The sequence below is a fragment of the Streptomyces thermocarboxydus genome (assembly GCF_024760485.1).
Lineage (GTDB): Bacteria > Actinomycetota > Actinomycetes > Streptomycetales > Streptomycetaceae > Streptomyces > Streptomyces cellulosae.
Genome location: NZ_CP058273.1, coordinates 2779751 through 2797674, shown reverse-complemented (window position 1 = coordinate 2797674; position 17924 = coordinate 2779751). Strand labels below are relative to the sequence as shown.

At 72.6% G+C, this 17924-nt stretch carries 14 protein-coding genes and 2 rRNA genes (1 of these 16 cut by a window edge); 9 read left to right on the top strand and 7 right to left on the bottom strand.

The genetic code is table 11. The features are described 5' to 3' along the window. Positions 1 to 1026, top strand: a 23S ribosomal RNA gene (locus AY578_RS12830) (it extends 2083 nt beyond the left edge of the window). Between the two features lie 84 nt (positions 1027 to 1110). Next, a 5S ribosomal RNA gene (rrf, locus tag AY578_RS12825) occupies positions 1111 to 1227 on the top strand. Between the two features lie 90 nt (positions 1228 to 1317). Here rrf and AY578_RS12820 read toward each other — a convergent pair. Genes AY578_RS12820 through AY578_RS12800 form a run of 5 tightly spaced genes read right to left on the bottom strand, consistent with a single transcriptional unit; the run spans position 1318 to position 6868 of the window. Beyond that, positions 1318 to 2628 carry a DUF58 domain-containing protein gene (locus AY578_RS12820; RefSeq protein ID WP_215049286.1) on the bottom strand — a complete coding sequence of 437 codons (1311 nt, stop codon included), beginning with the start codon at positions 2626 to 2628 and terminating at the stop codon, positions 1318 to 1320. Next, positions 2628 to 3617, bottom strand: coding sequence for an AAA family ATPase (locus AY578_RS12815; RefSeq protein WP_215049287.1), 990 nt, complete (start codon positions 3615 to 3617; stop codon positions 2628 to 2630). Before AY578_RS12815 ends, AY578_RS12820 begins: the two co-directional genes overlap by 1 nt. Then, positions 3617 to 4810 carry a DUF4350 domain-containing protein gene (locus AY578_RS12810; protein WP_215049288.1) on the bottom strand — a complete coding sequence of 398 codons (1194 nt, stop codon included), beginning with the start codon at positions 4808 to 4810 and terminating at the stop codon, positions 3617 to 3619. Before AY578_RS12810 ends, AY578_RS12815 begins: the two co-directional genes overlap by 1 nt. Next, positions 4807 to 5544: a DUF4129 domain-containing protein gene (locus AY578_RS12805; protein ID WP_215049289.1), complete on the bottom strand. Its 738-nt coding sequence runs from the start codon at positions 5542 to 5544 to the stop codon at positions 4807 to 4809. Before AY578_RS12805 ends, AY578_RS12810 begins: the two co-directional genes overlap by 4 nt. Positions 5545 to 5548: 4 nt before the next feature. Then, positions 5549 to 6868, bottom strand: coding sequence for a DUF7847 domain-containing protein (locus tag AY578_RS12800; protein WP_136239834.1), 1320 nt, complete (start codon positions 6866 to 6868; stop codon positions 5549 to 5551). A gap of 141 nt (positions 6869 to 7009) precedes the next feature. Between AY578_RS12800 and mtnA the strand changes: the two genes are divergently transcribed. From mtnA to AY578_RS12765, 7 genes are all read left to right on the top strand, one after another. Next, positions 7010 to 8158, top strand: coding sequence for an S-methyl-5-thioribose-1-phosphate isomerase (gene mtnA / locus AY578_RS12795; RefSeq protein ID WP_019526567.1), 1149 nt, complete (start codon positions 7010 to 7012; stop codon positions 8156 to 8158). Positions 8159 to 8162: 4 nt separating this feature from the next. Continuing rightward, positions 8163 to 8852, top strand: a complete 690-nt coding sequence (gene mtrA / locus AY578_RS12790) for a two-component system response regulator MtrA (protein WP_004987303.1) — start codon at positions 8163 to 8165, stop codon at positions 8850 to 8852. A gap of 1 nt (position 8853) precedes the next feature. Further along, complete coding sequence (mtrB, locus tag AY578_RS12785) at positions 8854 to 10971, top strand: MtrAB system histidine kinase MtrB (protein ID WP_258902373.1); 2118 nt, start codon at positions 8854 to 8856, stop codon at positions 10969 to 10971. After that, positions 10961 to 12808 carry an LpqB family beta-propeller domain-containing protein gene (locus tag AY578_RS12780; RefSeq protein WP_026244083.1) on the top strand — a complete coding sequence of 616 codons (1848 nt, stop codon included), beginning with the start codon at positions 10961 to 10963 and terminating at the stop codon, positions 12806 to 12808. Before mtrB ends, AY578_RS12780 begins: the two co-directional genes overlap by 11 nt. 105 nt (positions 12809 to 12913) lie before the next feature. Further along, on the top strand, positions 12914 to 13855 hold the full coding sequence (locus AY578_RS12775; protein WP_136239832.1) for a ComF family protein: 942 nt from the start codon (positions 12914 to 12916) through the stop codon (positions 13853 to 13855). A 313-nt stretch (positions 13856 to 14168) separates the two neighbouring features. Then, a complete protein-coding gene (gene hpf / locus AY578_RS12770; RefSeq protein WP_019526571.1) occupies positions 14169 to 14861 on the top strand; it encodes a ribosome hibernation-promoting factor, HPF/YfiA family in 693 nt (230 codons plus the stop codon). Positions 14862 to 15064: 203 nt separating this feature from the next. Then, positions 15065 to 15811: a response regulator gene (locus AY578_RS12765; protein ID WP_006132445.1), complete on the top strand. Its 747-nt coding sequence runs from the start codon at positions 15065 to 15067 to the stop codon at positions 15809 to 15811. A 52-nt stretch (positions 15812 to 15863) separates the two neighbouring features. Here the strand turns inward: AY578_RS12765 and AY578_RS12760 are convergent, their stop codons facing one another. Beyond that, positions 15864 to 17051, bottom strand: coding sequence for a winged helix-turn-helix domain-containing protein (locus AY578_RS12760; protein ID WP_019526572.1), 1188 nt, complete (start codon positions 17049 to 17051; stop codon positions 15864 to 15866). A gap of 48 nt (positions 17052 to 17099) precedes the next feature. Then, positions 17100 to 17669, bottom strand: coding sequence for a GNAT family N-acetyltransferase (locus AY578_RS12755; protein ID WP_137210241.1), 570 nt, complete (start codon positions 17667 to 17669; stop codon positions 17100 to 17102). Positions 17670 to 17924 lie beyond the last annotated feature (255 nt).

Sequence of the window (17924 nt, the reverse complement as noted above, 5' to 3'; positions counted from 1 at the left end):
AAGCTGAGAACTTAAGCGCCAGTAAACGGCGGTGGTAACTATAACCATCCTAAGGTAGCGAAATTCCTTGTCGGGTAAGTTCCGACCTGCACGAATGGCGTAACGACTTCTCGACTGTCTCAACCATAGGCCCGGGTGAAATTGCACTACGAGTAAAGATGCTCGTTTCGCGCAGCAGGACGGAAAGACCCCGGGACCTTTACTACAGTTTGATATTGGTGTTCGGTTCGGCTTGTGTAGGATAGCTGGGAGACTGTGAAGCTCGGACGCCAGTTCGGGTGGAGTCGTCGTTGAAATACCAGTCTGGTCGTGCTGGATGTCTAACCTGGGTCCGTGATCCGGATCAGGGACAGTGTCTGATGGGTAGTTTAACTGGGGCGGTTGCCTCCTAAAGAGTAACGGAGGCGCCCAAAGGTTCCCTCAGCCTGGTTGGCAATCAGGTGTTGAGTGTAAGTGCACAAGGGAGCTTGACTGTGAGACCGACGGGTCGAGCAGGGACGAAAGTCGGGACTAGTGATCCGGCGGTGGCTTGTGGAAGCGCCGTCGCTCAACGGATAAAAGGTACCCCGGGGATAACAGGCTGATCTTCCCCAAGAGTCCATATCGACGGGATGGTTTGGCACCTCGATGTCGGCTCGTCGCATCCTGGGGCTGGAGTCGGTCCCAAGGGTTGGGCCTGTTCGCCCATTAAAGCGGTACGCGAGCTGGGTTTAGAACGTCGTGAGACAGTTCGGTCCCTATCCGCTGTGCGCGTAGGAGTCTTGAGAAGGGCTGTCCCTAGTACGAGAGGACCGGGACGGACGAACCTCTGGTGTGCCAGTTGTTCTGCCAAGGGCATGGCTGGTTGGCTACGTTCGGGAGGGATAACCGCTGAAAGCATCTAAGCGGGAAGCCTGCTTCGAGATGAGGACTCCCACCTCCTAGAGAGGGTAAGGCTCCCAGTAGACGACTGGGTTGATAGGCCGGATATGGAAGCACGGTAACGTGTGGAGTTGACCGGTACTAATAGGCCGAGGGCTTGTCCTCAGTTGCTCGCGTCCACTGTGTTGGTTCTGAAACCACGAACAACCCCATGTGCCACACATGGTGCGGTTGAGAGTTTCATAGTGTTTCGGTGGTCATAGCGTAGGGGAAACGCCCGGTTACATTCCGAACCCGGAAGCTAAGCCTTACAGCGCCGATGGTACTGCAGGGGGGACCCTGTGGGAGAGTAGGACGCCGCCGAACAATTCTTATAGAAAGCCCCGTGCCATTCGGCACGGGGGCTTTCTGCGTTCTACGGCACTCCCGAACCCCTCCCCTTCCCAGGGAGGGGAACTACAGCCTCCCCGCCGACTTCAGTGCCAGATACGCGTCCGCCAGCGCCGGCGCCAATTCATCCGGGGTCGCGTCCACGACCGTCACCCCACGGCGGCGGAGCTGTTCGGCCGTGCGGTCGCGTTCCGTGTGGGCCTGTGCGGCCGCCGCAGCCTCGTACACCGCGTCGACGTCTCCGCGGCCCCGCGCCATGGACGCGACGTGCGGGTCGGCCACCGACGCGAGCAGAACCGTGTGGCGCTGCGTCAGACGGCTCAGGACGGGCAGCAGGCCCTCTTCCACCGGAGTCGCGTCCAGCGTCGTCAGAAGGACGATCAGGGAGCGGCGCGGGGCCGTTCGGAGAGCCGCCGCCGTCAGGCCGCGGGCGTCCGTCTCCACCAGCTCGGGTTCCAGCGTGGCCATCGCGTTCACCAGCGACGGCAGGAGGTCGCCGGCCGCGCGGCCCTGGACCAGGGCGCGGACCCGGCGGTCGTAGGCCAGCAGGTCGACGCGGTCGCCGGCGCGGGAGGCCAGGGCGGCCAGCAGCAGGGCCGCGTCCATGGCGGCGTCCAGGCGCGGTGCGTCGCCCACACGGCCGGCGGAGGTGCGGCCGGAGTCGAGGACGAGCAGGATGTGGCGGTCGCGCTCCGGGCGCCAGGTGCGTACCGCGACCTCCGACTGGCGGGCGGTGGCGCGCCAGTCGATGGAGCGGGTGTCGTCGCCGGGGACGTAGGCGCGGAGGCTGTCGAACTCGGTGCCCTCGCCGCGGGTCAGGACGCTGGTGCGGCCGTCCAGTTCGCGCAGGCGCGCCAGCTTGGACGGCAGATGCTTGCGGCTGGTGAACGGCGGCAGGACGCGGACCGTCCACGGGACCTTGTGGGTGCCCTGGCGGGTGAACAGGCCCAGCGGGCCGTAGGAGCGGACGGTGACGCGGTCCGCCTGGCGGTCGCCGCGACGGGTCGGGCGCAGGCGGGTCGTCACTCGGCGGCGTTCGCCCGCGGGGATCGTGAGCCGGTGCCGGGACGCCTCCGTCTCCGTGCCGGGTGTCCAGCTGCTCGGCGGCCAGGCGTCGCGGAGACGGGCGCGCAATGGGCGGCGGGACGGGTTGGTGACCGTCAGGGTGACGTCGGCGGTGTCGCCGAGGCGTACGGAGGTGTCGCCTGAGCGGGTCAGGCCCAGCGTGCGGACCGGGGCGGCCAGGGCGTAGTCGCAGGCGCAGGCCACCGCGAGGGGCGCGTTGACGGCGAGGAGGCCCGTCCAGCCGGGTTCCCAGATGCCGACGGGGAGGGAACCGAGAGCCGCGAGGAGCGCGGCGCGTCCGGTGGGAGCCATCAGCGGGGGACGGGGACGTGGGAGAGGACCGCGTTGATGACCGAGTCGGCCGTCACGCCCTCCATCTCGGCCTCCGGGCGCAGCTGTACGCGGTGGCGGAGCGTGGGCAGGGCGAGGGCCTTCACGTCGTCGGGGATGACGTAGTCGCGGCCGGTCAGCCAGGCCCAGGCGCGGGCGGTGGTGAGCAGCGCTGTCGCTCCCCGCGGGGAGACGCCGAGGGTGAGGGACGGCGACTCGCGGGTGGCGCGGCAGACGTCGACGACGTACGCGGTGATCTCCGGGGAGACCGTGGTGGCGGCGACGGCGCGGCGGGCGGCCTCCAGGTCGGCGGCGGTCGCGACGGGGCGTACGCCGGCGGCGCGCAGGTCGCGCGGGTCGAAGCCCTGGGCGTGCCGGGTGAGGACGTCTATCTCGTCCTGGCGGGACGGCAGGGGGATCGTCAGCTTGAGGAGGAAGCGGTCGAGCTGCGCCTCGGGCAGGGGGTAGGTGCCCTCGTACTCGACGGGGTTCTGGGTCGCGGCGACCAGGAACGGGTCGGGGAGGGCGCGCGGGGTGCCGTCGACGGTGACCTGGCGTTCCTCCATGGCCTCCAGCAGGGACGACTGGGTCTTCGGGGGCGTGCGGTTGATCTCGTCCGCGAGGAGGAGGTTGGTGAAGACCGGGCCGGGCTGGAAGGAGAACTCGGCGGTGCGGGCGTCGTAGACCAGGGAGCCGGTGACGTCGCTCGGCATCAGGTCGGGGGTGAACTGGACGCGCTTGGTGTCGAGTTCGAGGGCGGCGGCGAGGGAGCGGATCAGCAGGGTCTTGGCGACGCCGGGGACGCCTTCGAGGAGGACGTGGCCGCGGCAGAGCAGGGCGACGACGAGGCCGGTCACGGCGGGGTCCTGGCCGACCACGGCCTTGGCGATCTCCGCGCGCAGGGCCTCCAAGGCGGCCCGGGCGGCGGCCGGGTCGCCGGTGGGCGCGGCGTTGTCGGTGGTCGGGTCCATCATGGACGGCGTACCTGCCTTTCGAGGGCGTCGAGTTGGTCGGCGAGCCGGATCAGAGCCGCGTCGTCGCCGGGGGGCGGGCCGAACAGAAGCGTGCGGAGGGACGGTCCGTCGCCGTCGAGGCGGGCGGACAGAGCGGGAAGCAGGGCCTCGGGCGAGTGCGCCTGGGTGCCGGGGACGCCGACGAGGGGGGCGAGGCGGATGCGGGTCGCGGAGCGGAGAGCGAGAGCGGCGCGGTCGCGGGCGTCGGCCTTGCGGTAGAGGCGGGCGCGGCCTTCGACGGTCTCGGAGGCGCGGATCGCCACGGGGAGTTTCTCGGGGACGAGGGGGCCGAGCCGGCGTGCCCGCCACAGGGCGGCCAGGGCGGCGGCGACGAACAGCTGGAGGGTGCCCCAGAGCCAGCCGGAGGGGAGAAGGTCGAAGAAGCTCTTCTCGTCCTCGGACCCGGCGGTGGCGTCGGCGGGGGTGGGGAGGTACCAGACGAGATGGGGGCGGGAGCCGAGGAGCTGGAGCGCCAGGGAGGCGTTGCCGTGCTCGTCCAGGCGGTGGTTGAGGAGGATGTCGGGGGCGCCGAGGAGGACGGTGTCGCCGTCTCCGGAGGGCGCGGGGATCCGCAGCAGGGTGGGCAGGCGCTGGCTGCGGTAGCACTCGTCGGCCTCGGGGTGGGCGGAGGAGTAGCGGATGCCGCCCGTGTCGGCGCTGCCCGCACGGGCGGCGGCGGGGAGTTCGCAGCCCGGTTCGAGGGTGGAGTCGAGGCTGTTGGCCGGGTCGGCCATGACGCCGGGGGCGAGGCGCTCCACGGAGGCGATGCCGGAGGCGACCAGGACGGTGCGGCCGCCGGAGTTCTTGGTGGCCGTGCGCAGCCGCGTCTGCTGGCGGGGTGTCAGCAGGTCGGGGACGGCGACCAGCAGGGTGGTGTCGGGGCCCGCCGCGTCGGCGGCCTCGTCGAGGGTGGTGACCACGCGGGTGTCGACGCCCCGGTCGGCGAGGAGTTCGGCGACGGCGCGGCTGCCGGAGGGGTCGGCGGAGCGCGGGTCGAGCCGGCCGTGCCGGGCGTCGGAGCGTACGACGGCGATGGCGACGGCCGCGACGACGAGCAGCACCAACGCGAGGGCGACGCCCCGGGAGCGGGTCCACACCTGGCGGGCGGTGGGGGAGGCCGAGGTGGGCGGCGGAGTGACCTCGGTCGTCATCCGGCGGCTCCCCGGCGGGCGTCGGCGTGGGTGCCGGCGAGGGCCGGCTTGGCGCGCTCCAGGTCGCCGTCGAGGGCGGCGAGCCCGCGGTACGTGTCCTCGGAGGCGGTCCGGCCGCCGTACGTGACGTCGTCGAAGTCGCGGGCGGCGGTGCGCAGCCGGTCGGTGTGGGCGGGCAGGGCGCGGCCGGCCTCGGCGGCGGCCTCGTCGGCGGTGCGGCCGGGGCGGGGGTCGAGAAGGGCGCGTTCCTCCAGGGCGCGGACGACGGCCCGCATGCGTTCCTGGACGGCCTGGTTCCAGTGGCCCTGGGCGGCGTGCGCCTCGGCGGCGGCACGGTGCTCGGCGGCGCTGCGGGGCCGGTCGTCGAACAGGGCGGGGGCAGTGACCGGGCGGCGGCGCGGGGTGCCGAGGCGCCACCACAGGGCGGCCACCACGGCGAGCACGGCGACGACGATGGCGACCAGGCCGAGCGCACCGCCGGGTGTCGCCGTGGACGCGGCGCCGAGGAGGTCGTCGACCCAGTCCCAGAAGGTCTCCAGGGCCCGCTGGAGCCAGCTGGGGTCGTTCTCGTGGTACATCCCCTTCGACAGCTCGCGCCGGGCCGCCTCCCGCGCGGGGTCGCGCGGGAGGGTGACGGGCGGTTCGTCGTCGCCTCGCGCCAGCAGGCGTACGGCGGTGCCGGCGGCCGTCGGCAGTGCCGGCACGGCCTGGAGAACTCCCCCCGTGACGGTCACCGCATCAGCTCCCGCCGGTGGCGCCGGGGCCCTGGACGTCGGCCGCGCGGGCCAGTTCGAGGTCGAGGGCCTCGCGACGGATGCGCTGGTCGATGTAGAGGAGCACGGTGACGCCGGCGGTGATCGGGAAGGTGATCGTGGAGCCGATGACCGAGCCGATGCCGCTGATGATCAGGAACGTCCAGCCGATGTCCCCGCCGGCGGTGCTCATCAGGCCGGTGACGCCGTCGCCGCCGAACGCGGCGGCGAGGAACGTGAAGGGGATGACGATGATCGCCGCGACGACGTAGGCGATGATCGCGGCGAGCAGCTGGATGCCGAACACGCGCCACCAGGAGCCGCGCACCAGCCGGGCGGAGCGGCGCATCGCCGTGAGGATGCCCTGCCTCTCCAGCATCAGCGCGGGGGAGGCCAGGGAGAGGCGGACCATGAGCCACGCGGCGAACACGGCCGCCGCGAGCAGGCCCAGCACGGTCAGTCCGAAGCCCACCTCGGCGCCGGCCGAGATGCTGACGAGGATGCCGGGCAGCGCGCCGACGGCGGCGATGCCCACGGCGACGAGCGCCAGCAGCAGGATCAGGCCGAACAGCTTGAGGATCTGCGGGCGGGCGTCGCGCCAGGCCTCGCCGGTCGTCACGGGGCGGCCGAGCACGGCGCGGCTGGTGACGGTGGTGAGCAGGGCGGTCGCCGCGACCGTGCCGATCAGGGTGATGCCGTAGAGGGCGGCGGAGCTGAGCAGCAGGTCGCCCATGACGTCGGTGAGCTCGCCGAGGGTGGCGCTGGGGTCGTTGAGCACCTCGGTGTTGGCGTCGTCCAGGACGAGGCCCTGGAGCAGCACCGCGGCGATCTCGGTGAGGACGGCGAGGGTCAGCGAGATGCCGAGGACCGTGCGCCAGTAGGTGCGCATGGTCGACACGGCGCCGTCGAGGAGTTCGCCGACGCCGAGGGGGCGCAGCGGTATGACGCCGGGCTTGGCCGCGGGCGGGGGACCTCCCCAGCCGCTGCCCCAGCCTCCCCAGGAGGCCTGGCCGCCGGGTCCGCCGGGCGGCGGGGCGCCCCAGCCGGGGCCGGGGGGCGGCGGTGGGGCCTGGCCGGGGCCGCCCGCGCCGGGGGTGCCGGTGGGCGCGGACCACCGGTCGGCCGGCGGCTGCTCCTTGGACCACTTCACGCCCGGCTCCCGCGGGGCGTCACCCGACTGCCGCGGCCGGTCGGCGGACCGGTCGGGTTCCGGACGGCCGTCGGACCCGGCGGGCCCGGACGCGCCCGGCTCCTGCCCGTCGGACGGGGCGGATCCGGGCGAGGCCCAGCCCGGAGTGTCGTTCATCGTCGCTCCTTCACGGTGCCCGGCCGCGGTCGCGGTGGCGGCTCGGGCAGCCATCGTGCCATGCGGTGCTTCCCGGTGGACCTGCCGAGGTCGGGGCTGCTCGCCTTCTATTGTCCGCGTGACAGGGGGCAGACTGGCGGCATGGCTGATCAGTACGCGCACAGCGGTGACGAGAAGCGGCCGACCGGGATGCCGGCACTGCGCTGGGAGGAGCCCCCCGAAGGCCCGGTGCTGGTCCTGCTCGACCAGACGCGGCTCCCGGCCGAGGAGGTCGAGCTGGTCTGCACGGACGCGCCCGCCCTGGTGGAGGCGATCCGTTCGCTCGCCGTGCGCGGCGCCCCTCTGCTGGGCATCGCGGGCGCGTACGGCGTCGCGCTCGCGGCCGTGCGGGGCTACGACGTGGACGACGCGGCGGCGGCCCTGGAGAGCGCCCGGCCCACGGCGGTGAACCTGGCGGTCGGGGTGCGGCGGGCGCACTCCGCGTACCGGGCGGTGGTGGACGGCGGCGGCGATCCGCGGCAGGCGGCCGGGGCGGCGCTGGCCGCGGCGCGGCAGCTGCACCGGGAGGACGCCGAGGCGAGTGCGAGGATGGCGGAGCACGGGCTGGCGCTGCTCGACGAGCTGATGCCCGGCGGCGGGCACCGGATCCTCACCCACTGCAACACCGGTTCGCTGGTGTCGGGCGGCGAGGGGACGGCGTTCGCGGTGGCGCTCGCGGCGCACCGGGCGGGACGGCTGCGGCGCCTGTGGGTGGACGAAACGCGTCCGTTGCTGCAAGGTGCTCGCCTGACGGCGTACGAGGCGGCCCGCAGCGGCATGGCGTACACCCTGCTCACCGACAACGCGGCGGGATCGCTGTTCGCGGCGGGCGAGGTGGACGCGGTGCTGATCGGCGCGGACCGCATCGCGGCCGACGGTTCGGTGGCGAACAAGGTGGGGAGCTATCCGCTCGCGGTGCTCGCGCGGTACCACCATGTGCCGTTCATCGTGGTCGCTCCGGTGACGACGGTGGATCCCCGGACGCCGGACGGGGCGTCCATCGAGGTGGAACAGCGTCCCGGCCATGAGGTGACAGAGATCACGGCGCCGCAGGTGCCGGTGGCCGGAGCGGAGGCGGGAGGCGGAATTCCGGTGGCCCCGTTGGGGACGACCGCGTACAACCCGGCGTTCGACGTGACACCGCCGGAGCTGGTGACGGCCGTCGTCACCGAAGAGGGCGTCGTTTCGCCCGTGACCACCGAGGCTCTGGCCGCCCTGTGTGCCAGGTCACGCCAGGTAACGATTAGCTAATGGGATGATGTCGTTTATGAAGGGACGAGTCCTTGTCGTCGACGACGACAGCGCACTGGCCGAGATGCTCGGCATCGTGCTGCGCGGTGAAGGTTTTGAGCCGTCTTTCGTAGCCGACGGCGACAAGGCGCTGGCCGCTTTCCGTGAGACCAAGCCGGATCTGGTCCTGCTGGACCTGATGCTCCCCGGCCGCGACGGCATCGAGGTGTGCCGCCTGATCAGGGCGGAATCCGGGGTGCCGATCGTGATGCTCACGGCGAAGAGCGACACCGTCGACGTGGTGGTGGGCCTGGAGTCCGGGGCCGACGACTACATCGTCAAGCCGTTCAAGCCGAAGGAGCTGGTCGCCCGGATCCGTGCGCGGCTGCGCAGGTCCGAGGAGCCGGCGCCGGAGCAGCTCGCCATCGGCGACCTGGTGATCGACGTGGCCGGTCACTCCGTGAAGCGGGACGGGCAGTCCATCGCCCTGACCCCGCTGGAGTTCGACCTGCTGGTCGCCCTCGCGCGCAAGCCGTGGCAGGTGTTCACGCGTGAGGTGCTGCTGGAGCAGGTGTGGGGCTACCGCCACGCGGCGGACACCCGCCTGGTCAACGTCCATGTGCAGCGGCTGCGCTCCAAGGTCGAGAAGGACCCGGAGAAGCCCGAGATCGTGGTGACCGTCCGTGGTGTCGGATACAAGGCAGGACCGAGCTGACATGTCCGGAGACAGTGCCGCTTCGGCGCCCGGCCGGTCCGGGGGCCGTCCGGGGCGGCCTGTCGGCCCGGGGACGGCCGCTTCCCGCTGGCGCCATCTCTTCGACGGCGACCTGCTCCAGGGTGGGGTCCAGGGCAGCCCGGTCGTCCGCCTCGTCATGCGCTGGGTGCGCCGCCCGCTGCTGCCCGTCATGCGGCTGTGGCGGCGCAACATCCAGCTCAAGGTCGTCGTCACGACGCTGCTGATGTCGCTGGGCGTCGTCCTGCTGCTCGGCTTCGTCGTCATCGGCCAGGTGCGCAACGGCCTGCTCGAGGCCAAGGTGAAGGCGTCGCAGAGCCAGGCCACGGGCGGTTTCGCCGTGGCCAAGCAGCAGGCCGAGCAGGCCGTGAGCGTCACCGGCGAGGAGGGCACCGCACCCGACGGCCGTCCCTCGCAGAGCGTCATCCAGTGGATGAGCGACCTCGTCGCCTCGCTGTCCAGCGGCGGCCAGGGCGCCTTCGACGTGGTGACCCTGCCCGCCGGCGGCGACAGCGGCAGCGGGCGCGGACCGCGTGCCTCCGGCGGGGTCAACCCGGCCGCGAGCGTCCCCGCGGCGCTGCGCGAGCGCATCGGCACCGGCACCGGGGCCGCGCAGAGCTACACGCGCATCGTCTACGCCGAGAAGGACAAGGGGTCCCAGCCGGCCCTCGTCATCGGCAAGCAGGTCAACGACCCCAACGGCGACCCGTACCAGCTGTACTACCTCTTCCCGCTCACCCAGGAGGAGAAGTCGCTGAGCCTGGTCAAGGGCACCCTGGCGACCGCCGGGCTGTTCGTGGTCGTGCTGCTCGGGGCGATCGCCTGGCTCGTGGTGCGGCAGGTGGTCACGCCGGTGCGGATGGCCGCCGGGGTCGCCGAACGGCTGTCCGCCGGGCGGCTCCAGGAACGGATGAAGGTCACCGGCGAGGACGACATCGCCCGGCTCGGCGAGGCCTTCAACAAGATGGCGCAGAATCTCCAGCTCAAGATCAGCCAGCTCGAGGACCTGTCCCGGATGCAGCGCCGGTTCGTGTCGGACGTGTCGCACGAGCTGCGCACCCCGCTGACCACCGTGCGGATGGCCGCCGACGTCATCCACGAGGCGCGCGAGGACTTCGACCCGGTGACCGCGCGCTCCGCGGAACTGCTCGCCGACCAGCTCGACCGGTTCGAGTCGCTGCTCGCCGACCTGCTGGAGATCAGCCGTTTCGACGCGGGCGCGGCCGCCCTGGAGGCGGAGCCGATCGACCTGCGCGAGGTGGTGCGGCGCGTGGTCAGCGGCGCGGAGCCGCTCGCCGAGCGCAAGGGCACCACCATCAAGGTCGTCGGCGACCAGCAGCCCGTGGTCGCCGAGGCCGACGCGCGGCGCGTGGAGCGCGTGCTGCGCAACCTCGTCGTCAACGCCGTCGAGCACGGCGAGGGCCGGGACGTCGTCGTCAAGCTCGCCGCGGCGGGGGGCGCCGTGGCGGTCGCCGTGCGCGACTACGGCGTCGGGCTCAAGCCCGGCGAGGCCACGCGCGTGTTCAGCCGCTTCTGGCGGGCCGACCCGGCACGCGCGCGTACCACCGGCGGTACGGGCCTGGGGCTGTCCATCGCCCTGGAGGACGCCCGGCTGCACGGCGGCTGGCTCCAGGCGTGGGGCGAGCCGGGCGGCGGTTCCCAGTTCCGGCTGACGCTGCCAAGGACGGCGGACGAGCCGCTGCGCGGGTCCCCGATACCCCTGGAACCCAAGGACTCGCGGCGCAACCGCGGCCTCGACGACGCGGGGCTGCAGCGCGGCGGCGACGGCGAGAAGCGTGCCACGGTGCCGGTGAACCGGTCCGGCGCCGAGGACCGGGCGCAGTCCGCCCGCGACCCGCTGGGCCCCAGGCCCGGCGCCACGGCGCCCACGGCCGACCCCACCGCACTGCCCGGCAACGGCGCGCGCGTGGTGGCCCGTTCGGGCAGCACGCAGATGACGCCGGGCGCGGCGCCCGGCACGAGGGGCGGGACCGGCGACGGCGCCCCGGACGGTGCGGACCTGCCGGCGGCCGGCGGCGAGGGCGGGGACGGCGCACCGCGCGGTGCGGAGAAGGACGGGGAGGCCACACGTGGGCGGTGAGCGTGTGAGGCGCGGGCGGGGGACACCGGCCAGGACCGCGGTGTACGCGGCGTGCGGGGCGGTCCTGCTGGCCGGGTGCGCCTCGATGCCGGACAGCGGCGACCTGCGCGGGGTGGAGTCGACACCGCGCCAGGACACGCAGGTGCGGGTGTACGCCATGCCGCCGAGCGACGACGCCACCCCCACCCAGATCGTCCAGGGCTTCCTGGAGGCGCTGACCAGCGACGACGCCGACTACAAGACCGCGCGCCAGTACCTGACCCCCGAGGCGTCCAAGTACTGGCGGCCGGAGCAGTCCACCACCGTGCTCTCCGACGGGCCCGGCGCCCGCGCCGACCGGGAGATCCGTGAGGACAGCACCGCCCTGACGTACACGCTGACCGGCACCAAGTTCGCCACCGTGGACGCGCAGCAGGCGTACGCGCCCTCCTCCGGCCACTACAGCGAGCTGGTGCGGCTGGTGAAGGACGACAAGAGCGGCCAGTGGCGCATCGACGCGGTGCCGCAGGGCGTCGTCATGGGCAAGTCGGACTTCCAGCGCAACTACACGTCCTTCAACAAGTACTACTTCGCCTCGAACGTGGACGTGAACGGGTCGTCGCTGCCGATGGCGGTCGCCGATCCCGTGTACGTGCGCCGGCACGTCGACCCCACGACGCGGATGGTGCGCTCGCTGCTCTCCGGCCCGACGAACTGGCTCGACCCCGTCGTCCGGTCGAGTTTCCCGACCGGCACCCAGCTGCGGAAGGGCACGGGGCCGCTCACCCCGGACGACCGGGGCAAGCTCACCGTGCCGCTCAACGACCGGGCCGCCGAGGTCGGCACCGGCCGCTGCGAGGAGATGGCCGCCCAGCTGCTGTTCACGCTGCGCGAGCTCAGCCCCGCCGTGGACGAGGTCGAACTGCGGGCCGACGGCGGGCAGCTGTGCTCGCTCACCCAGGGCGGCGCCGAGACCGTCGCCACCCGCGGCGCGCTCAACCCGCCCGACTACCTGTACTACCTCGACGAGGACCGCAAGCTGGTCCGGACCGCCGCCGGCAGCCGCACTCCCGACCCCGAACCGGCGCCCGGCGCGCTGGGCCAGGGCGAGCAGCGCCTGCGCTCGGTGGCGGTCGCGCGGGACGAGCGCACGGCGGCCGGCGTCGGACTGAACGGGCAGGACCTGTTCGTCTCCGCGCTGGCGCAGGGCGCCACCCTCGGCGAGCCGGTGCTGCGCAGCCAGGGCAACACCGAGCAGGACCGCCTGACCCCGCCGAGCTGGGACGCCCAGGGCGGCCTGTGGGTCGCCGACCGCAACCCCGCCCGCCCCGGCCTCTACCTGCTGGAGGAGGGCGCGGGCCGGCCGCTCCAGGTGCGCACGCCGGGCCTCGAGGGCCGGATCCAGGCGGTGCGGGTGGCCGCCGACGGGGTGCGGATCGCCCTCGTCGTGGAGAAGGGCGACCAGCGGTCGCTGCTCATCGGACGCGTCGAGCGCAGCGGCCCGGACGATGCCGGGTCGGGCGAGCACCCCACGGTCACCGTGGTGGAACTCCGCTCGGCGACGCCCGAGCTGGAGCAGGTCACGGCCATGTCGTGGGCCGGGGACAGCCGGCTCGTGGTCGTCGGCCGCGAGCACGGCGGCGTGGAGCAGATGAAGTACGTCGAGGTCGACGGCTCCACCCCGGACGTGCCGCCGCCCGCCGCGCTGACCGGCGTCAAGGCGCTCACCGCCGCCGGTGACGAGAGCGCGCCGCTGGTGGCGTTCTCGGTGGACGGCATCGTGCGGCTGCCGTCGGGGGCGCAGTGGCAGAAGGTGGCAGAGGTGACGGAGGCGGCGGCACCGGTCTATCCGGGCTGAGGTCACGCGGAGGGCTGTCGCGCCGGTGTTCGAGTGGTTCCGGCGCTGGTCACACGGTTGTCCACAGGGGTGGCCGGGTGGCCGGGGCGTTGGCACAGTGAGCCCATGCGGAGCTGGTGGCGGGACCTGGCCGACCTGGTGCTTCCGGCCGAGTGCGGCGGATGCGGCAGGCCCCGCGCCGTGCTGTGCGACCGGTGCCGTACGGCGCTGAGCGGCGGCGCGCGCCGGGTGCGGCCGGCGCCCGAGCCCCGTGGACTGCCGCCCGTGCACGCGGCCGCTCCGTACGCCGACGAGGTGCGCGCCGTGCTGCTCGCCCACAAGGAGCGCGGCGCCCTGGCCCTCGCCCGGCCGCTGGGCGAGGCCCTGGCGGGTGCGGTGCGGGTGGGACTGGGAGCGGCGGCGGCGCGCGGACGGCCCGGCAGCCGGGGCGGTACAGGCACGGCCGCACACACCCCCGTACTGCTCGTCCCCGTGCCCTCCGCCCGGCGGGCCGTGCGGGCGCGGGGGCACGATCCCGCGCGGCGGATCGCGTACGCGGCGGCGGATGAGCTGCGGCGGACTGGGGTACCCGCGGCCGTACTCGCCGCGCTGCGGCAACGGCGGCCGGTGGCCGACCAGTCGGGGCTCGGCTCGAGGCAGCGGACGGCCAACGTCGCGGGCGCCCTCGGAGTGGTTCCGGGCTGCGCCCGGCTGCTGCGCCGGGGCCGGGTGGTGCTGGTCGACGACCTGATGACGACCGGGGCGACCCTCGCCGAGGCGGCGCGCGCGGTGAGAGCCGCACAAGGGCCGCCCGGCCCGGAAACGGAACCGGCCGAAAGGGGCCGGAAGGCATCGAGCAATTCGCGGCCCGCGTTCGTGTACCTGAGTGAGACAGGGGAAGGGTCAGGACAACGGCGGACACCGCCGCCGGCGTGGAGTGGAGCGGACCGGCAGCCCGGCCGTACGGCGAAGGAGGCGGGCGGAGAACACGTCGGGGCGGCGCCCGGCGTGGTGTGCGCGGCCGTCGTGGCGGCGTCACCGGATGCGTTCGGAATACACCGAAACTGACTGAGAACTTACGTCGTTGCAGGTAATCAGAGGGTTAATTCCCCTGAATGGAGGTACGTCGCGGTAGAGGGTGACGCCATCCGTCCGCGCGAGATATGTTCGTTTGTGAGGGAAAGCCGCAGGCCACACCCCTCTGATCGGAATGCGGTGGTGCGGGCCTTTTCGACATCACCCGCACCGGTGGACTGGAGATCTCTCGCACGGGGGAGGAGGTGGGCGTCACCGAGTCCGAGGCTCCGGACGACACCGGGGCCTGGTGCAAAAGGGAGACACATCCGCAGCGAAGCGGAGTGACCCGGGAACGGAGTTCTGCGTGGACATCGTCGTCAAGGGCCGCAAGACCGAGGTGCCCGAGCGGTTCCGGAAGCACGTGGCCGAGAAGCTGAACCTGGAGAAGATCCAGAAGCTCGATGGCAAGGTGATGAGCCTCGACGTCGAGGTGTCCAAGGAGCCCAACCGCCGACAGGCCGACCGCTGTGACCGGGTGGAGATCACGCTCCGCTCCCGCGGTCCGGTGATCCGGGCGGAGGCGGCGGCGAGCGACCCGTACGCGGCGCTCGACCTGGCAGCGGAGAAGCTGGACGCCCGGCTGCGCAAGCAGCACGACAAGCGTTTCTCACGGCGCGGCGCGCGCAGGATCCCCGCCGCCGAGGTCCCCGACCACGTGCCCGGCGTGGCCACCCTCAACGGGACCGGCGCGAGCACGGCGCGGGAGGAGGAGCAGGCGGTCCCCACGAAGAAGATCGGCTCTCTGGAGGTCCAGGGCGACGGGCCGCTGGTCGTCCGCGAGAAGACCCATGTGGCCGCCCCCATGACCCTCGACCAGGCGCTCTACGAGATGGAGCTGGTCGGGCACGACTTCTACCTCTTCGTCGACTCCGAGACCAAGGAGCCCAGCGTCGTCTACCGTCGCCATGCCTACGACTACGGCGTGATCCACCTCAGGACCGACACGATGGTCACCGAGAACCACTCCCCCGAGGCGGGCGGAACCCTCGGCGGCTGACCCGCCGGCGACAGCACAGCAGGTGCCCCTGGTGCGCGTGTGCGCCCCCAGGGGCACCGGCGTGCCACCACCCGGCGTCCACACCGGCACCCCGCTGACGGTGCGGCATGGAATCATGGCGGCAGCGGCCCAACCGGTGGGCCGTTGCCTTGGGTTGGCGATGGTCAGGACCACAGGCCACGGCCTTCAGGGGGAGGAACGCGATGGCGGACAGCTTCGGACCGATGCGGGACGAGGATGCCGACGACGGCGTCGTCGGCATGGGCCCGGACGCGGACACTCCGCGCAAGGAGCCGATCAGAGTCCTTGTGGTGGACGACCACGCGCTGTTCCGCCGCGGTCTGGAGATCGTGCTCGCCGCCGAGGAGGACATCCAGGTCGTCGGCGAGGCCGGTGACGGCGCCGAGGCCGTGGAGAAGGCCGCCGACCTGCTGCCCGACATCGTTTTGATGGACGTGCGGATGCCCAAGCGGGGCGGCATCGAGGCCTGCACCTCCATCAAGGAGGTCGCCCCCAGCGCCAAGATCATCATGCTGACGATCAGCGACGAGGAGGCCGACCTCTACGACGCCATCAAGGCGGGCGCGACCGGCTATCTCCTCAAGGAGATCTCCACCGACGAGGTCGCCACCGCCATCCGCGCCGTCGCCGACGGGCAGTCGCAGATCAGCCCCTCCATGGCGTCGAAGCTGCTCACCGAGTTCAAGTCGATGATCCAGCGCACCGACGAGCGCCGGCTCGTCCCCGCGCCCCGGCTGACGGACCGCGAGCTGGAGGTCCTCAAGCTCGTCGCCACGGGGATGAACAACCGGGACATCGCCAAGGAGCTGTTCATCTCCGAGAACACCGTGAAGAACCACGTGCGCAACATCCTGGAGAAGCTCCAGCTGCACTCCCGGATGGAGGCCGTGGTCTACGCGATGCGGGAGAAGATCCTCGAGATCCGCTGACGTCCGCTGACCTCCGCCGGCCTCATCGGCCTCCGGGGACGCGGGGCCGGGCTCAGCCGAGCAGCCGGGCCAGCTCCGCCGTGAGCGGCTCGCGCAGCTCCGGCGCGTCCACCCGCTCCACGCGCACGTCCGCGCAGTTCACCCAGCCCGCCGCCTCCACCAGCGCCTGCGCCACCTGCGGCACCGCCGCGCGCCCGGCGAGCGTGACCTGCCGGGCGACCAGCGTGTGTCCCTCGCGCGCCGGGTCCACCCGGCCCACCAGGCGCCCGCCCGCCAGCACCGGCATCGCGAAGTAGCCGTAGATCCGCTTGGGCTTCGGGACGTAGGCCTCCAGGCGGTGGGTGAAGCCGAAGATGCGCTCCGTGCGCGCCCGCTCCCAGATCAGGGAGTCGAACGGGGACAGCAGCGTCGTGCGGTGCCGGCCGCGCGGCGGCGTGGCCAGGGCCTGAGGGTCCGCCCAGGCCGGCTTGGACCAGCCCTCGACCGTGACGGGCACCAGACCCGAGTCGGCGATCACCGCGTCGACCTGCTCGCCCTTCAGCCGGTGGTAGTCCGCGATGTCCGCGCGCGTGCCCACCCCCAGCGCCCGCCCCGCCAGCCCCACCAGACGGCGCAGGCACTCCTCGTCCGTCGGCTCCTCGGTCAGCAGCTCGGCCGGCACGGCCCGCTCGGCCAGGTCGTAGACCCGCTTCCAGCCGCGCCGCTCCACGCACACCACCTCGCCGTACATCAGGGCGCGCTCCACGGCGACCTTGGTGCCGGACCAGTCCCACCACTCGCTGGTGCGCTTGGCGCCGCCCAGCTCGGTGGCGGTCAGCGGCCCGTCGGTGCGCAGCTGCTTGATCACCTGGTCGTACACATCGTCGGGCAGCTCGTGGTTCCAGTGCGGGCGGGCGCGGTAGGCGCGGCGGCGGAAGGCGAAGTGCGGCCACTCCTCGACGGGCAGGATGCACGCGGCGTGCGACCAGTACTCGAAGGTGTGGGCGGGCCGGTCGCCCTGCTTCCAGTACGCCTCCTCCACCGCGCGGCGGCCCACCGCGCCGAGACGGGCGTACGGAATCAGCTCGTGCGAGCGGGCGAGGACGGAGATCGTGTCGAGCTGCACCGCGCCGAGGTGGCGCAGGACGCCGCGCACACCGGCGCGGCGGTCGGGGGCGCCGAGGAGTCCCTGGGCCCGCAGGGCGATGCGGCGGGCCTCGTCGGCCGAGAGTTCCGTGGTCGGACGCGGCAGGGTCGTCATACGTCCGCACCCTAGAGGGCCCCACTGACAACGGCGGGCGCCGTGGCGTCAGCCCCGGGCCGGCACGTACGGGGTGGTCGAAGCAAGGCCCAGGTCGGAGGGGAGGAGGGAGCCGACCCAGCCGTCGCGCAGCACCCCCTTGTTGACGAGCGAGGAGCGCAGCACGCCCTCGATCGTGAAGCCGGCCCGCTCGGCGACCGCGCGGGAGGCCGTGTTGCCGACCTCGGCGCGCCACTCCATGCGGTCGACGGACATCTCGGTGAAGGCCCAGCGGCACGCGGCCACGGTGGCCTCGGTGATGTAGCCGTTGCCGCGGTGCTCCTTGGCGCTCCAGAAGCCGACCTCACCCGTGGCGAGCGAGCGCATGGTGATGCCGAGCATGCCGGCCAGCTCCCCGGAGGGCAGGAAGACGCCGAAGGTGAACATCGTGCCGTTCGCCCAGCCGTCCGGGACCATCTGCTCGGTGAAACCGCGCGCGTGCTCGGGGAGGTACGGCGAAGGGATCGTGGTCCAGCGCTGGATGTCCGGGTCCTGGCAGATCCGGTACACCGTGTCGGTGTCCTGCGGGCCGACGGTGCGCAGGAACAGACGGTCGGTGGTGAGCGTGACGGGTTCCATCGGGCGATTCTGCGCACGTCGCGGCGGCGGACGCCATACCTTTCCCCAGCGGTGGTCCGATGATCACCCTGCGTGTGATTCGCCGTACGCCTGCGGCACCATCCGGGCGCCTGGGACGTTGTCCGTGTAGCAGCCGTGCCACGGTTCGGCTGCGGCGGACGGTCACCGCCCCGGCAGGCCTCCCGGCGTGACGGGGTCCTCGCATACGATGGCCGTTGCTCAGTCAGTGAAACGGAAACCGACCGTCCCAGGCCC

Coding starts and splice junctions, on each gene's coding strand:
- AY578_RS12820 (WP_215049286.1), bottom strand. CDS start 2,628: ATGGCTCCCACCGGACGCGCCGCGCTCCTCGCGGCTCTCGGTTCCCTC.
- AY578_RS12815 (WP_215049287.1), bottom strand. CDS start 3,617: ATGGACCCGACCACCGACAACGCCGCGCCCACCGGCGACCCGGCCGCC.
- AY578_RS12810 (WP_215049288.1), bottom strand. CDS start 4,810: ATGACGACCGAGGTCACTCCGCCGCCCACCTCGGCCTCCCCCACCGCC.
- AY578_RS12800 (WP_136239834.1), bottom strand. CDS start 6,868: ATGAACGACACTCCGGGCTGGGCCTCGCCCGGATCCGCCCCGTCCGAC.
- mtnA (WP_019526567.1), top strand. CDS start 7,010: ATGGCTGATCAGTACGCGCACAGCGGTGACGAGAAGCGGCCGACCGGG.
- mtrA (WP_004987303.1), top strand. CDS start 8,163: ATGATGTCGTTTATGAAGGGACGAGTCCTTGTCGTCGACGACGACAGC.
- mtrB (WP_258902373.1), top strand. CDS start 8,854: ATGTCCGGAGACAGTGCCGCTTCGGCGCCCGGCCGGTCCGGGGGCCGT.
- AY578_RS12775 (WP_136239832.1), top strand. CDS start 12,914: ATGCGGAGCTGGTGGCGGGACCTGGCCGACCTGGTGCTTCCGGCCGAG.
- AY578_RS12765 (WP_006132445.1), top strand. CDS start 15,065: ATGGCGGACAGCTTCGGACCGATGCGGGACGAGGATGCCGACGACGGC.
- AY578_RS12760 (WP_019526572.1), bottom strand. CDS start 17,051: ATGACGACCCTGCCGCGTCCGACCACGGAACTCTCGGCCGACGAGGCC.
- AY578_RS12755 (WP_137210241.1), bottom strand. CDS start 17,669: ATGGAACCCGTCACGCTCACCACCGACCGTCTGTTCCTGCGCACCGTC.